Here is a 15,846-nt window from a genome sequence, read left to right as displayed (position 1 = left end):
TACTTGACTAGACTGCTTTTAAAGGAGATTTTTATGAGTCGATCACGCGTTAATATCACCAAAACGGAAGTTGATTTCCCACAATCAGAGCAACTTGTATCCATCACCGACCTGCAAAGCATCATCACTTATGCTAACGACAGTTTCTGTCAAATAGCCGGTTACACACTTGATGAACTAAAAGGTAAACCACACAATATTGTCCGACATCCAGATATGCCTGCGGCTGCTTTTAAGGACATGTGGCAGAAATTACAAAATGGCGAGTCATGGCGTGGTATGGTGAAAAATAGATGCAAAAATGGCGATTATTACTGGGTGGACGCTTACGTAACCCCTGTATATGAAAATGATAATATCATCGGTTATCAATCAGTACGGGCTCGCCCCACGTTAAAGCAAAAGCAAGATGCACAACAACTTTACAATGATTTAAACAACGGGAAAAAGGTACACGATTTTCATGCTAACTTCGCTTTAAAACGCGCGCTGGCCGTAACCTTATTTTTTGCTAGCCATATAATTAGCTGGTTTTTAGCTAACAGCATGTTTATGTATATGCTTCTACCTACTTTTATATTTGGCGGGTTATCCATTATTTTTTATGAAGAATTCTTTCGGTTGCCCAAGTTTATAAATCAACTTAAAAGGACCATTGACAGCCCCTCCCGTTATATTTTCTCTGGCAAAGGGTTAATTGCAATTGCAAATTACCCGGTAGCTATGTTGGACGCGAAAGTAAGAACCATACTAGGGCGTAGTAAAGACATGGGGGAACACTTAACTTCCTTAGCAAGTGAACTTGAAAGCTCATCGAAGCTCTCTATGGAAGGTCTTGTAGAAGAAAATTCGCATTTAACCCAACTTGCGACAGCCATCACTGAAATGAGCGCAACGATTAGAGAAGTTAGCCAGAATACCAATGGTGCATATGATCAGGTGCAAGGTGTTCAGCAGGCATGCCAACAGGCGGTCACTGTTCTCGATGCCACACAAAATAAAATTTCTGAATTAACGTCTGATGTTGAGAGTGCTGCCATTAGTGCGACTAAACTTGTCGCTGACGCCGATAATATCTCAACAATAATGTCTGAAATTCAAGGTATCGCCGATCAAACAAATTTACTCGCTTTAAACGCGGCTATTGAAGCTGCTCGCGCAGGTGAGCAAGGACGGGGGTTTGCTGTTGTAGCTGACGAAGTTCGGACGTTAGCAAGTAGAACGCAAGATGCTACTGTTCATATACAAAAATCGGTTGTTGAACTGCAAACGACCTTAAAACACTGGAGTACTGTAATGCTCACCAGTAAAGATAAAGCTGAACAGTGTACTCATGAATCTATTCAAGCTAAACAGGCGATGGATCAAATTATGACTAGAATGAATGAGATCAGCGACATTACAGCTCAAATTGCCACTGCAACAGAAGAGCAAAGTGTGGTGGCAAATCAAGTCACTCAAAGCGTCCATACTATTGACGATATTTCACGTAAAAATACTGAAATATCTCAACAAGTTAATACCAATGGCGTAAATGTTAATAACTGTGCCAATGAAATAAATTCTTTAAGTACGACATTCAAATAGTGATCTTGTAAACCAATCCCAAAAAGCTGAACCTGGGACCCGTACCAGCAACAGAGGTAAAACGTTAACCTGCATAGTAAGTATGTTTAATAACCCTACTGAATAACAGGGGGTTAACGTAGTTGTTTCTTCTTAGTTTACGTAATTTATATGTTATTTAATCGGGTGGGGGGAGCTGGGTAGGTCTTCGCTGGACTGTTTATTCTTCAAAGTGACAACATCGAGCTTTTAATTTATGTCTGATCTACTTATTAATACATAGCATATTGACAATATAGCCAGTCTTATAGATAATTCGTCATACTGTAGTAAGAAGAGTTTATGATGCTAATACCAACGCATGTAATTAAGGTGATCTGTTTGTTGCTCGTGAGTATTGTACTCTCAAGCCTGACGGTCTATGCGCCTCTTTCTGCTCATAACCTGTCATATAAAGCTGACGCAGCTATCGAACATGAAATGCATTGTGATACTGCGTGTATGATGGCAACCCCGCAAGAGGGTAATTGCTGCGATCCTTTAGCAAGTAATATTGAAAATCAGTGTTGTTTCCCGAGCGCGACGCCAAGTTATGCCATCATTTCTATGTCACCTTTGAATTCTCGTCAGCCTTTCACGCTAAGCCGTATTCATCGAGACACCTCCCAAGTTAGTTTTGCCATCCCAGATCTGTTGTATCGACCTCCCATCGTTTAATATCAGCCTAATACTCACATCCGAACTCCTATTCGAATCTATTATTTTCGTGAACCTCTACTCGTTGTAGCAAGCATCGACGATCATAAATATTATCGAATAGAATGTTTTTTAACTGATAATTAAAGGGTTATAGAGACCAGTGAAAATACTATTATTTTGCTCTCTATTTTTCTCGATCAATTTTGCCTATGCAGATAGCAAAACTTTGTTTGAGCAGGGAGAACATTTATTCAGAACCGCAGGTGGATACGGTTGCTCGACATGCCATGGTATGTTCGCCCAAGGCGGAGGCAATGTTGGCGGCGATGTCAGAGGCAAAGGTATAGACAAACTTAACCGCGCGTTAGAGAAAGAACCCACGATGCTGTTACTCAGTAACGCACTTAATCTAGCGCAGCGAGAACTACTTGCTTCATACCTTATCGAACTAGGGAAAATACCATCCGTAGAATGGATAATTGATGATCAGGTTACTTTCAGCAACGCATCTATAAAACTGGGTGTGCTAAGTCAGCTGGTTCTGGTCAATAAAAGACTAGAGACAATCAAAGTAGCACTGCCATTTGTGGCTAAATCCTCATTTATCGAGATTAAGCCATACGAGACCAAAGCCGTTCAATGGATACCAAAAGAGGGAACTATTGAACTGGTCTATAAGCAAAGTGTGCTAGCAATCGAAATTAAGTAAGACACCCAAATTTAAGGAATTTAAAATGAAAACAATTACAAAACTAATTGCAATATTATCACTCACGTTTACTTCTGTTGCGTTCGCCAAACCGACTATTGAGTTATACAAGTCACCATCATGTGGTTGCTGCGTTGCATGGGCTGAGATCATGGAAGAAAAAGGTTATAAAGTGAATGTGCATCACCAACGTGACTGGAGTTCAGTGAAGAAGAAATTCGGCATGCCGAATCAGTTAAAGTCTTGCCACACGGCGGTTGTCGACGGTTATATGGTTGAAGGGCATGTTCCAGAAAAGGACATCGCGCGTTTACTTAGCGAACGACCGACCGATATAACAGGTCTTACCGCTCCTGGCATGCCACAGCACTCTCCAGGCATGGCCGCTCCGGGTCAAGACTACAAAGATTTTAACGTGATTGCTTTTGATGAAAATGGCAATCTGAGTTTATATTCAAAGTACTAAGATAATAACGAGGTAGGGCAGCAAGTGTTGCCCTATCGATACTCAGATACTTCGCTTTGTTTGATATTTGAGTTATTAAAAATCAGCTGTTTTTGTTTGCTGTCTTCGTATAGAATCTGCCGTATAAACCTTCTTATCTCTTTCTAAAATGACATAAAACAAATGAATGATAAAACGATAGCAACTCACAACGGTAAGTTTCATGCAGATGATGTTTTCAGTATCGCTGCACTTAAAAACATTTTTCCTGCCTTTACACTCGTGCGCACACGTGATTTAGAGATTATTGGCGAAGCTGATATTGTGATCGATGTCGGCGGTGAATATGATCCTGATACAGGTCGTTTTGATCACCATCAACGAGGTGGTGCGGGTGAGCGCGAAAATGGTATTCCTTATTCTTCATTTGGTTTAATTTGGCAGAAATACGGCTTAGAAATATGCCAGGGTAACCAAGAAATCGCCGACGCAGTAGATGCCGGTTTAGTGTCTACGATTGACGCGGTTGATTGTGGTCATGTTGAAGGTGTTGCTCAAGGTATTAGCCTTAGCCAAACTATTTCAATGTTTAACCCTACTTGGGAAGAAGACAGCGACCTGGATGTATGTTTTGATGAAGCGGTTGCTTTTGCATCGCGCATTTTAACGCGCTTCATTGCCTCTGCGACTGGTGGCATTAATGCGAAAGATATTGTCGCTAAAGCGATTGATAATGCCGATGATCCAAGAGTGATTGTATTAGAGCAATATACGCCGTGGAAAACAACAGTGCTAAATTTAGCGGCTGAAGCTTTATTTATGGTTTACCCATCTCAGTCTGGTCAATGGATTATTCAAGCGGTACCCGTTGAACTCGGTTCATTCGAAGACAGAAAATCACTGCCGAAACCATGGGCTGGCTTATCTGAACAAGCGTTTAAAGACGAGACGGGCCTTGATGATGCTATGTTCTGTCATAATGGTTTATTTATTGCAGGTGCAGCATCGTTTGACAGCACGATGAAAATGGCTGCTATGGCACTGCAAGCATAGACATTTTGTTACGCGATTAATGCCTAAAAAGCAGCCCTAAAGAGGCTGCTTTTTAATTGCTGCTACCTTCCTATCGCTCGTATCTACACACCTCATCACCACAAATCATATCCAAATCATATCGAAGTCAGTTTGAATGAAAATGTTTGCTGCGCGTATCGTTAAACAATAAACCTCGACAAAAAACACAAGTAATAGTCATGTTTTTCGTTTTCTAGCCGATGAAGTATATAACTGCACCGCTTGCTTAGAGGTTTTATGATTTCAGAACTTAAAATTACATTTACAGATAAACTGGTGATGAAATTATCACTATTCAACAAAATGTATTTACCTGCTTATATTTCAACAATTTCAACGATTACTTTTTTATCATTCTATGCGTCGGTGACGGATATTTTAGAAAATAATAACATTGTAATTCCAAGCCATTTAGAGTTTAACAATGTTGCAATGTTCGCAGTCATGTTCCTTTTTGCTTGTTATTTTTTTGCTTATGCAGTGAAAGCTAATATTTTATCGTTACTAAAACACATTGAAAATGTAATGAACAATATCGATCAAGGTAATATTCATTCACGTATCGGTTTGAGTGGCCAAGACGAATTTGGTCGCATTGGCGCTGCGATTGATAAGACACTTAATAATTTGTTTGACATGGTCACGACGGTAACCAATAGCGTGAATGAGCTGAGTAGTAATACTCGCAATATTTCATCGACAGTGGCAACCAATGAAAGTCTGATCCAAAAACAACACAGCGAAGTTCAAGCATGTAATAGTGCAATGGAGTCTATGAGTCATGCTATTTCACAAGTATCTGACAACGCAGAGAATGTAAAAGACATCGCTGAGTTAGCGCAAAACTCTGTGAGTGAAATGAATGAAAATATATCCGATTTAGTTGATAACTTTGGCTCCCTAACGAAGGACATACAACAATCGAGTGAAGCCGGTAATAACTTAAAAACAACGTCGGATAAGGTAAAGCAGGTGCTTGATGTGATCACTGGCATCTCGGCACAAACCAATCTGCTCGCGTTAAACGCGGCAATTGAAGCTGCCCGTGCTGGTGAGTCTGGTCGAGGGTTTGCTGTGGTTGCTGATGAGGTTCGCAAACTTTCCAAGCGTACTCAGCAGGCGACAATCGAAATTAATCAAATGATTGAAAACCTAGATCAAACATCGAATGAATTAATCAAAAGTGTTGAATCAAACATTTTGAGTACTGGAGAGATGTTAAAAGATGCGGAGAATATAAAATTCAGTATGAATAATATGTCCGGTTACTTTCAAGACTTGTCAGTAAAAACCAATGAAATATCAATTGCTTCTATATCTCAAATTAGTGTTTCACAACAATTAACCACAAGTTTAGGCATATTCAGCGAATCTTCAGAGCAATCATTAACGAGCTTAACCGTGCTGAATAAAGATAAAGAGTCTTTAATTGCAGTATTTGTGCAACTCGATGACTGTTTAGAAAATTATAAACATTAATTACGCTAAATAAAACCTAGGTGAATAAATCTTAACATGTCACGATACTCTCTTTCACAGGGAGTTAGTTACATGCAGTTAAATTTTACCGACCTATCAGCTAATCAACGTTATCATTTGATGACACAAACCATCATTCCACGCCCTATTGCTTGGGTACTCACTGCCGCGACTAACACAATACGACATAGCCTATGGTTGCGAGCTTTATGAGATTAAAAAACTCGGTGATATACCGGAAACGCTTATCTTTAAATCAAAGTTAAACAGCTTTATATGCATTGATTTTTTAACCCTTTGTTATTTAGTTGTTTTCTTTAAAATCAGATACTTACAAAAAGGGTCTACCGTCAAATACCACTGTATATTCATACATGGTTACGTAATTCATCGCCATTTTACCGCCACTTTTTAGCTCATGCTTGCCAGTGGATTAAATAACACGGCATCTTGTAGATGCGACGGTGCAAAGTGCGAGTAAGCCATTGTTTGCTTTATATCTGCATGACCAAGTATCTTTTGTAAAACTAAAATATTACCACCGTTCATCATAAAATAACTTGCAAAAGTATGCCTTAAAATATGAGTCGCTTGTCCTTTGGGTAAATCAGAAAAACATAAGTTTAACCACTTATGCAGTACCCCATAACCACAGGTGAATAATCGGCCTGATGTATTTTGGTATATCTCACTATATAAATCTTCTGAAATCGGTACGGTTCTATTCTTTTTACCTTTGGTATTGGTAAAGGTGATCTTGTGCTTTGTTACTTGTGATCCCTTAAGTTCTATTGCTTCCATTATTCGAGCACCGGTTGCTAGGCAAATTTTAATAATTTGTGTCATTTGTCCAGAAATAGGGCTTCTTTGAACGAATGTTAATAATTGCGTTATCTGGTCATGTGTTAGATAGCTAAGCTCGCGTTCTGCTGTCTTTATCGTTTTCATGTCTTTAAGCGGGTTTGGCTGATTCCATTCCTTTAACCGACGAAGTTCATTAAATAATACTTTCATCCATAACAGATCATAGTTTTGTGATGAGATGGATAGCTCTGCACCGCTGCGGCCTTTACCATGCCCGACAGTGAGTCTGTTTGCGCGGTAGTGTAGCGGTAAACGTGGCAGCAATGGGGTCGTTTAATTGTTCACACATGATTTGCAGTCGACGATATGCATGAGCACCACTTTTAAGGTTTTTAGCATGTAGCTTCCACCAGAGATCTAATAATTCAGATAAGCGTCGATTATCAGTCTTATCCGCTAACCAGGGCTTATCGTCAATCTCATTCATAGTGTAGCGCTCGAACGCCGTCGCTTCGCCTTTGGTTGCAAAGCGTTTGCGAATACGCTTGCCTTTACTACCTTGCGGATAGCATTCACAAAGCCAAGGTTTCTTGTGGCCATCTTTGAGATTGCGAACAGACATGCTGGGTTTCCTTTATAACGAGTAAAGACGTATTTGATATTATAAGATAACAAACACTGTTTTTATATACAGTTATAAAGCAATTGTAGCAATAATCTATGTTTTATCATGCAGGTTTAAACATAGATTTATTTGTTTTCTAGTTTCTTCATTAGATACCTACCTATTCATCTAAATATCGCAGTTACTTCTTCGCGGTTTCTTCAATAAAACAGGCTGCCATTAATTGCTAATTACCTCTTATGGATTAATTTTAACTGGATTTAAGTAGTGCATAACAATTACCAATAGTAAGTCACTGTTATTATTGTGGTTAATAGAAAGTGTAATAGTGTCAGCTGATACTTATTATAAAATAGCTGGATATTCAGCTCTAAAAGCGCAAGTAATACCCATATATGTCTGCGTTACATTTCGGAGTAGGTATGAAAATTAAAGCAAAGTCTGTAAGAAGTATGTCTAAAGTAGTGAAAATAGTTGGTGATAAGCAACATATCCGTCTAGCTATTTCTATTAATGACCTTTCAAAAGATACTTTACTGAAATTGGGGTTCAATTCTGACTTGAATATTGGTGATTCCTTAATGCCTACTGCAATAGGTAAATTCAGTGATTTTAATGCTAATGGTAAAGAGGTTGTTAGAAAAGATTTACCTAAAGAGAGCTGTTCAATCATGTGTTACGGCACAACCAGAGATTGGCAAGGGAATATGCATTCAGGCATCCAAACCCGAACAATTAAAAAATATCCTAGGGATTATATTGTAGCCCCTTCGGAAATTATTCAAGTTATAAAAATTAATGATCTGGAATATATTGCGACAGACGAAATAAACTTAACTAGTGAAAATGAAGAGCGAAATATTCACCTTTGTAACTTAATGCTTGAGTGTTTTTCTGAATTTGAAATATTCGATATTCGTGAAAATGAAATAGTCGGCCCTAAGCTTAAAAGGTTGCAATGGGATGTTTTACCTAAAGGTAAATATCCTTGGAGTGTTTCTGGAAAAATAATTCAAGGTATTACAGGAAAACTACCGAAGAACGAGCAAGAAGTTATAGACCATCGAATGAAAGCTATATCTCGACATAATCCAGATTTTCTCGCGAGTGGTAGAGGAGGGTTTTCTGGATATTTTGTTTATGGTTTTGAATCGAAAGGGAAATATGTATTAGAAAGTATCCATTTAGACAATGCTACATATGTATTTGAAAGTGATTGGGAAGATGTATCACAATTAACTAAAAATGAGATAATTAATAGTAATATCGTACATGAACGGGTAGTACATAACAAAATGTGGGCGAACGTATTGGCTAGAGCAATTAAATAATTAAATGTAACAGGAAAATAACGGAGCTATAGAGCTTCGTTATTTTCCTATTCATATGTGCACAACATGAAAGTTTATAACTTAATAAGGGGTCGAATTATGGATGAAATTGAGGATGTGTTACTAGAAGCAATCAAAACAGGGGAAGTTCTAAATATAAAATACAATGGAGGTAGCCAACCAGGTTTAATTCGGCAGCTATCACCTCAATCTATAAATGGTGACGATGTTCGTGCTAGATGCTTTGCAACCAATCTTGTAAAGAATTTTAAGCTATCTAAAATGGAGCTAAACTTAGATTCCAATCCATCTTATATAGTTGACCTAGTATTACCTGAACCTAAGGATTTACAAGAAGCGTTAGATCCGTTTATCTTAAATATAGAAAAAACAGGATGGGCCTTAGTCACAAGTGAAAATGAAGCTGGCGTTTATCGTAAATTTAAAAATGGTAAGTTAAGAAAAACACCTGATGTATTTATACAATATAATGAATACAGTTATGATTATTCAGACTTTGATATAAATGGGAATGAAATAGAAGTTATGAAACCTAGCTCACGCCCTTGGTACGTGTCTCACAAAACAAAAACAGCATCCAGTTTTAAGAAACTAAGTTCAGCAATATTAAAGTTTTATGATAATGCGCAAGAAGAAGCTGAAAGATTAGGGCTTATAGAATTAACACTGTAGATAGTTATCATCAGTTACTAGTCTATTCAACAGACCTTTTTCAGTAAGTTTAGTGCATTACTTTACACTTTTTCATAAAATCACTGTTGTTAGCGGCGCCAACTCGTCGCTGTTTTTCTTTATACGACAGGTAATAACCAACAGATCCATAGCAATTTCCCACCGCGTTATTTGTCTATTCCTAAGTTACATCACGCTTTACCACTAAAGAGTAGTGCTATTCCTTGCAGTTAGTAAAAATAATAATAGAATCAGTCGTATATTTAGTTTTGTTAATAATTAGCAGAGTGTAATAAAGAAACCACAAGAATGCACATTTTTTCAAAATAGATTTAAATGTCAGATTGGCGTTTTATCTTATTTTTCATTTGATTAGTCACTATTGACTAGGGTGAATAAATTTTGGGCTGCAGACCGTCCTACTAGACAAATGTTGCTCTCTATCGAAATTAAAAGGATATTTTGTAGTACATGAAAATTATTAAATTTAAAATTTCTTACCATAACGGTGATGCTAACGATGGTCGTTTAGATATGTATGATGCGTCTGTCTCGCTTCAAGGATTCGCAAAAGCTCTATCAATTACAACCCATGCACTGCTAAATAATGGTGAAATAAGGAAAAAAGGTAATAAAATTGATGGCGCAAAGATTTACATTAATCCATCTAGAAAAGGAAGCTTTGAAGAGTTAATTACTGTAGCAATTGAAAACCAAGTCGCTGCTTCTATTGGTTGTAGTATTGTAGCAAGCGTATTTTATGACTTAGTTAAATGGACTTGGTCAAAAACATTAGAATTAGACTATGAACCCGAAACGCATCACGTTAAAAAACTAAAAGAACGATTAGAACCATTTATTAGCGAAATGGAAGAGGCTCTAGAAATTCCGTTAGAGCAAGCTCATCGGCCAATTAAAAAATGTGACGAAATGACCATCGTTTTAAAAAGGCAGAAGATCGGTGAAGTCATAAAAATGAACGCAGATACTTTAAAGAGTGTTTCGCTCCAAACAGATTCAAATATAATTTCAGGGATAACGGGGAATATCACTAGGTACAACATTCTATCTGGAATTGGTCGAGTCTATGATGACCATCTTGAAAAAACAATCCCATTTAAGATACACGACGATGTCACTTCAAATCAAAAGCAGTTGCTAACATGGTCCATGCACAATGCTCAAAATGGGAATGGTGGGAAGCTAGACTTTGAAGTAAAACGAGTTTTAACTGCAAAGGGGGTTATCAAGCGTTATATTGTGCACAATGTTGTTCAATCTACTAGCTAACAAGCCAATTAAGAACAGACGTATAGTTGGCTACGTTAGGTTGGCCTTTGTTATTTATCTAAAGTCATTTAGAATTTAGGAGGAAGTATTGAAACTGAATATGTTTAATCCAGAAAAAAGTTTTTTACACCTAAGAATAGTCTGGTTAGCTATCTTTTGCTTATTGATGATTACTGGTATCGTATCTTTGACAATAATTTATTATACGCCTTTGGTTTGGGACTTATCTTCAAATGGCTTTAATAGTTTTATTTCAGTTTTTCGTTTTCCTTTGGGCATATTAACTTTAATCATTCCGATTGTTGCATTACTTGCTGCTAACCACCGTTCAGAACAGGGCAACCGCATGAGTTATTAAATCTTGTCTAAATTGTTAAATCCGGTAACAAGTACACCTTCTAAAAAACTAGTTTTCATCCATGCTCTTTTCTGTTTTAACCGGATACTGAGCTTGTTCGATTCAGATCGTAACATGTTCAATGCCATGTGGCGTAAACAAGCTAAATTCTCGGCACTGTTATCACGATAAACTTGGCAAGCATCTTCGTTCATTGTTGCATCAAGTACCCAGTGTAAACTATTCTCGATAGCCCAATGACCACGTACGGCAGATGAAAAACGAGTTTCGGTTAACTCTGCTGAACTGATGTAATAACGGTAATCTAGCGACGGTTTACTGCCTTTAACTTGACGGTAATCTAGCGACGGTTTACTGCCTTTAACTTGACGGTAATCTAGCGACGGTTTACTGCCTTTAACTTGACGGTAACCTATCGCTACACCGATGCTTTTTAAGTTTCGCCACTCGGGATGAGCTTTCGCAACGTCTTTCGCATCAAGTACACAGTATTGTCTGGCCTCTATTCGACCATGACCTTGTTCGATATTTAACTGACCAGATTTAAGTTTTTTATTTACGGTGTCTAAAAGTGCTTTTTCCACTGTTTTAGACAGTGATGGTTGGTTATTTTTAACTGCTAATAGATAATCACCACCATTTTCAACAATGTCATCCGCAATTTTAGTTTGGCACCCCATCGCATCTATCGAGACTAAACATCCCTTAATATCCAGTAATTTAACCAATTTGCATATTAACCACCATGGAGATCACCTAATAACATCGATGGAGATCACCCAATAACCTCAATCAAGATCAGCTAATAACATTCATGAAGATCACTTTTACCCTGAAATGTTATTGAGTGATCTCCATGAATGTTATTGGACAAACTTGCTTTTTTCACTGCCCTGTAGGTGTATTTAACCGTTATTCTGTTCATTTTGATGAAGGGAATGACTATGCCAACGGCACCTATATCTATGCGTAAATTAAAAGAGATCCTTAGACTCAAATACGGTTGTTCACTGAGCCATCGTCAAGTCGCTAAAAGTTTATCTATCTCCCCCTCAGTGGTATCTCGTTATGCCAATCGAGCAGCCCAAATGGGGATCACCTCATGGCCGTTATCTGAGGAATGGGATGATGTGACTCTTCATCAAAAATTTCTGCACACTACCGTCAAAACCAATCCCCAAATCACCACCCCAGATTGGTCGGTGATCCATCAAGAACTCAAGCCAAAAACAATGACTCTGCAATTACTATGGGAAGAATACAGAGAACGAAATAACAATAAATTCTATAGTTACAATCACTTCTGCCGGCTATATAAGAAATGGCTTGGTTGTCAAAAACCATCGATGCGACAACAGCATAAGGCGGGTGAAAAACTATTTATTGATTACTGTGGGCCGACGATGAACATTATTGATCCTACAACCGGTGAAATTAAAACGGCACAAATTTTTGTTGCCGTGATGGGTGCCTCTAATTACACCTATGCAGAAGCCACGTGGACCCAAGGTCTAGAAAATTGGGTGATGAGCCACGCTCGCTGTTTCACCTTTTTAGGCGGTGTTCCTGAGCTCTTGATCCCAGACAACTTAAAAAGCGGTACAACCAGATCGTGTCGCTATGATCCCGATATTAACCCGACGTATTCACAGATGGCTGCGCATTATAATACGGTCATCGTGCCGGCTCGCCCTTATAAACCCAAGGATAAAGCCAAAGCTGAAGTGGCTGTACAGATCGTAGAGCGCTGGATCATGGCCGCATTGAGGCATGAAGACTTTTTTTCTTTGCGACAATTAAATATCCGGATCGAAGAATTGCTACTTGAACTCAATCAACGGGCCATGAAAGTGCATCCTGGTACGCGTCATTCACAATTTATTGCCATTGATAAGCCAGAATTGAAACCCTTACCCCTTGAACCGTATATCTATACCCAAGTGAAAATGGTGACTGTACATATCGACTATCACATTGATATAGAAAAGCATTATTACTCTGTACCGCATTCACTGATAAAGAAAAAACTCGAAGCGCATATTACCGGTGAACTCGTCACAGTATACCATCAGGGAGAGTGTGTAGCGGTGCATCCTCGTTCTCACAAGATTGGTGGACACAGCACGCTTGATGCTCATATGCCTGTTTCACATCGAAAACAAGGGGAATGGTCACCGCAACGATTTGAGAAATGGGCGCAAGATATTGGCCCAAAAACAGAAGAGCTCGTCACTCTGTTAATGCAAGAAAGGCCACATCCTGAGCAAGCTTACCGCGTTTGCTTAGGATTGCTTGCGCTAGGTAAACAATACACAACACCGCGCTTAGAGGCTGCATGTGGACGCGCTTTACATACAGGAATAAGAAGATTAGCGGGTATCAAATCTATTCTTAAAAAAGGCCTAGATAACCAACCACTACCTGAACAACAGTTAGATCTATTAGCAGAAATAGAGCACAACAATGTGCGTGGCAATACGTATTATCATTAAGGGAAATGGAATGAAAACAATTTATAATCAACTGACTACGCTTGGTTTGTCCGGCATCAAAGACGCCCTCACATTACAGACGGAACAGCCGACGCATTACCGAGAACTCGCGTTCGAAGAAAGGCTAAGCTTACTGCTTGATAATGAGCTTAACGCACGTTCACAACGTAAAATAGCGCGCTTAACACGGCAAGCTAAATTCAGAGTTCATGCTGGCATAGAGCAGTTAGATTATCGTGCCAAGCGCAACCTGAATAAGTCACAGATCCGAACCTTGGCGCAGGGCGAGTGGTTGCGATTACATCAAAATATATTGATCACCGGGGCAACAGGGTGTGGCAAAACATACCTTGCCTGTGCCTTCGGGCATCAGCATTGCCAACAAGGGCAAAGCGTATTTTATTTTAGGCTGAAAGAACTACTCGAAAAAATGTTTTTTGCACAGGCTGACGGAACCTATCGAAAACTGATAGGAAAGTTAACCAATGCAGATTTACTGATCTTGGATGATTGGGGACTGGAGCCATTAAATGCACAGCAACGAAGCGATTTACTTGAACTGATTGATGCCCGATATGACAGTAAATCGACTTTAATTGCCAGTCAATTACCGCAAGAACATTGGTACAAAATGATCGGAGAATCGACGCATGCTGATGCAATTCTGGACCGACTGGTACATGGCTCGATAAAGATAGAATTAGAGGGCGAATCAATGCGAAAAATGACCAATAACTTGACTGATGGAGATCACTCAGTATAAATTAAACCTAGCTCTACAGACGGAGAAAAAAGTGATCTCCATGAATGTTATTGAGCGATCTCCTTCATGTTAATACGCACAATTCTGGGATCGCCGTTATTTCATTAGATTTAATATCTGTTTTAAGCTGACCAATAACGACTTTATTGGCGCACGCATATGCACTAACCATGTGAATAGTTGATTTACGATCATCTCGGTTGTAGGAACTACGCAAAACTTTGCCATCAATCGCAATCAGTTCGCCATTACTCAACTTATTAATGGATTGCATCCAATTGATGAAACTTTGTCGAAATTGATCTGGTTTTATTCGAGATATTATTCTTGCGATGGTATCGTCAACAGGAGCTCCATTAAGCAGCATTCCGTGTTTTTGGAACCATTCTAAATGACCTTCTGCATATTCTTGGATCTCTTTCCAGCCGTCTGCGCCGGCAATAATGGCGCATAGCGTCACGAACATAATATCAAAAAGAGGGTGTGACACTTTAGCTTCTTGGCGTGGGTCTTCAATTGAACCAAAGTGCTTAGAAAATTCATCGATATACATAATCGTAATAACCATCCAAAAATGAGTATCAGATCATATGATGAGCTGGTAGTCAAATTTGACGATTATTGTGCATAAAACGTTCGTGATCTTGCCCTGCCGTTCAGAACAAACCAAAGAACAGATACGAGTTACAAGTATTCAAAATAATTTTGCAAATTATTATAAGCATTTAGAAGAGTTTATTAAATACGTAGACAAGCATCAATATACTGACAATATTTCAGGAGCTAGGTACATTCATAAGAGGTTATACCCTGACGCTCAATCTGGTAAATATGATCTTTGTAAAAACTTATTAACCACTTGGGAATTAGTTAATAATATACCTAGAGAGCTACTCAATACTTATCCTTCCGACTATGACGAAAGTGTTCGCGATGAAGATTTGGATACTTATATTGATAAGGTTATAAAATTGTCATCTTACCTTCGAGAAGGAGAATATCATCCGCGAGATAAATATAAAAAAGGAACTGTTTTAATAAATGGTAGAACTTTACCCGTGCTAAATCAAATTAAAAATAATGGATGTCCACATGAAAATACGTATTTATCTCAATCGATAGAGTTAATGTCGAGTATAAAAGACGTAACTGATACTCTTGATAAAATATGTAATTTTTCAGTTGAGCATACTTCTCGACTTAATGAAGAACTAAATAGAAAATTTATAAAATCGAATTATAAAGTTGGTAATAATAAGTATAGCCAATTAAAACATAGTCAGACTTTTAATGAATCAAATGAAAGGTTTAAAAAGTTACTTGAGCAATTAGATAATCACGATCATGCCGCCTAACAAGGTGTTAAATCTTAGTTACTGCTGTTAATTACTCACTCCCAAATATTTGCATAATTACTTTTTATCTTTCGTAACTTAATTTGTGTGGTTAGGAAAGTACTACCGCATTTGCAGTAGTGCTTTTCAGATGCTTTACTTACGAATGTTGTATTACAGGAGT

The 15,846-nt window shown here is 38.3% G+C and carries 15 protein-coding genes and 2 pseudogenes; 13 read left to right on the top strand and 4 right to left on the bottom strand.

All coding sequences use genetic code 11. From position 1 onward, the window contains the following. Window positions 1-33: 33 nt before the first annotated feature. From MORIYA_RS06460 to MORIYA_RS06435, 6 genes are all read left to right on the top strand, one after another. Window positions 34-1,587 (top strand): methyl-accepting chemotaxis protein, encoded by a 1,554-nt coding sequence (locus MORIYA_RS06460; protein ID WP_112713690.1) that lies wholly within the window; start codon window positions 34-36, stop codon window positions 1,585-1,587. Between the two features lie 321 nt (window positions 1,588-1,908). After that, window positions 1,909-2,283 (top strand): hypothetical protein, encoded by a 375-nt coding sequence (locus MORIYA_RS06455; RefSeq protein ID WP_112713688.1) that lies wholly within the window; start codon window positions 1,909-1,911, stop codon window positions 2,281-2,283. Between the two features lie 142 nt (window positions 2,284-2,425). Beyond that, window positions 2,426-2,974: a hypothetical protein gene (locus tag MORIYA_RS06450; RefSeq protein ID WP_112713686.1), complete on the top strand. Its 549-nt coding sequence runs from the start codon at window positions 2,426-2,428 to the stop codon at window positions 2,972-2,974. A 25-nt stretch (window positions 2,975-2,999) separates the two neighbouring features. Further along, complete coding sequence (locus MORIYA_RS06445) at window positions 3,000-3,440, top strand: DUF411 domain-containing protein (protein ID WP_112713684.1); 441 nt, start codon at window positions 3,000-3,002, stop codon at window positions 3,438-3,440. 162 nt (window positions 3,441-3,602) lie between these two features. Continuing rightward, window positions 3,603-4,472: an MYG1 family protein gene (locus MORIYA_RS06440; protein WP_112713682.1), complete on the top strand. Its 870-nt coding sequence runs from the start codon at window positions 3,603-3,605 to the stop codon at window positions 4,470-4,472. A gap of 258 nt (window positions 4,473-4,730) precedes the next feature. Beyond that, window positions 4,731-5,972 (top strand): methyl-accepting chemotaxis protein, encoded by a 1,242-nt coding sequence (locus MORIYA_RS06435; RefSeq protein ID WP_112713680.1) that lies wholly within the window; start codon window positions 4,731-4,733, stop codon window positions 5,970-5,972. A 411-nt stretch (window positions 5,973-6,383) separates the two neighbouring features. Here the strand turns inward: MORIYA_RS06435 and MORIYA_RS06430 are convergent, their stop codons facing one another. Beyond that, window positions 6,384-6,920, bottom strand: coding sequence for a tyrosine-type recombinase/integrase (locus MORIYA_RS06430; RefSeq protein ID WP_456299076.1), 537 nt, complete (start codon window positions 6,918-6,920; stop codon window positions 6,384-6,386). Window positions 6,921-6,965: 45 nt separating this feature from the next. Further along, window positions 6,966-7,263: pseudogene (locus tag MORIYA_RS21895) on the bottom strand (phage integrase); the annotation flags it as partial. A gap of 560 nt (window positions 7,264-7,823) precedes the next feature. Between MORIYA_RS21895 and MORIYA_RS06425 the strand changes: the two are divergent. The 4 genes from MORIYA_RS06425 to MORIYA_RS06410 all read left to right on the top strand — a co-directional run bounded on the left by MORIYA_RS06425 (window position 7,824) and on the right by MORIYA_RS06410 (window position 11,073). Continuing rightward, a complete protein-coding gene (locus MORIYA_RS06425) occupies window positions 7,824-8,732 on the top strand; it encodes a hypothetical protein (RefSeq protein WP_112713678.1) in 909 nt (302 codons plus the stop codon). Between the two features lie 99 nt (window positions 8,733-8,831). After that, window positions 8,832-9,425: a hypothetical protein gene (locus tag MORIYA_RS06420; RefSeq protein ID WP_112713676.1), complete on the top strand. Its 594-nt coding sequence runs from the start codon at window positions 8,832-8,834 to the stop codon at window positions 9,423-9,425. 471 nt (window positions 9,426-9,896) lie between these two features. Then, window positions 9,897-10,715 carry a DUF7946 domain-containing protein gene (locus MORIYA_RS06415; RefSeq protein ID WP_112713674.1) on the top strand — a complete coding sequence of 273 codons (819 nt, stop codon included), beginning with the start codon at window positions 9,897-9,899 and terminating at the stop codon, window positions 10,713-10,715. Window positions 10,716-10,803: 88 nt separating this feature from the next. Further along, window positions 10,804-11,073, top strand: a complete 270-nt coding sequence (locus tag MORIYA_RS06410) for a hypothetical protein (RefSeq protein ID WP_112713672.1) — start codon at window positions 10,804-10,806, stop codon at window positions 11,071-11,073. On the opposite strand, the gene MORIYA_RS06405 is transcribed toward MORIYA_RS06410, so the two are convergent. After that, window positions 11,070-11,801, bottom strand: coding sequence for an ISAs1 family transposase (locus MORIYA_RS06405; RefSeq protein ID WP_162629245.1), 732 nt, complete (start codon window positions 11,799-11,801; stop codon window positions 11,070-11,072). The two genes, MORIYA_RS06410 and MORIYA_RS06405, sit on opposite strands and share 4 nt — an antisense overlap. Before the next feature lie 216 nt (window positions 11,802-12,017). On the opposite strand from MORIYA_RS06405, the gene istA reads away from it, so the two are divergent. Next, on the top strand, window positions 12,018-13,565 hold the full coding sequence (gene istA, locus MORIYA_RS06400; RefSeq protein WP_112712098.1) for an IS21 family transposase: 1,548 nt from the start codon (window positions 12,018-12,020) through the stop codon (window positions 13,563-13,565). 10 nt (window positions 13,566-13,575) lie between these two features. Beyond that, window positions 13,576-14,328, top strand: a complete 753-nt coding sequence (gene istB, locus MORIYA_RS06395; RefSeq protein WP_112712100.1) for an IS21-like element helper ATPase IstB — start codon at window positions 13,576-13,578, stop codon at window positions 14,326-14,328. A gap of 70 nt (window positions 14,329-14,398) precedes the next feature. Here istB and MORIYA_RS06390 read toward each other — a convergent pair. Continuing rightward, a pseudogene (locus MORIYA_RS06390) lies at window positions 14,399-14,881 on the bottom strand (ISAs1 family transposase); the annotation flags it as partial. Between the two features lie 70 nt (window positions 14,882-14,951). On the opposite strand from MORIYA_RS06390, the gene MORIYA_RS06385 reads away from it, so the two are divergent. Then, window positions 14,952-15,683, top strand: a complete 732-nt coding sequence (locus tag MORIYA_RS06385) for a hypothetical protein (protein WP_232011538.1) — start codon at window positions 14,952-14,954, stop codon at window positions 15,681-15,683. The last annotated feature ends 163 nt before the right edge of the window (window positions 15,684-15,846 follow it).

Source organism: Moritella yayanosii (assembly GCF_900465055.1).
Lineage (GTDB): Bacteria > Pseudomonadota > Gammaproteobacteria > Enterobacterales > Moritellaceae > Moritella > Moritella yayanosii.
Note: the sequence above shows the minus strand (reverse complement) of the source record. Positions and strands in the feature narration are given on the sequence as shown.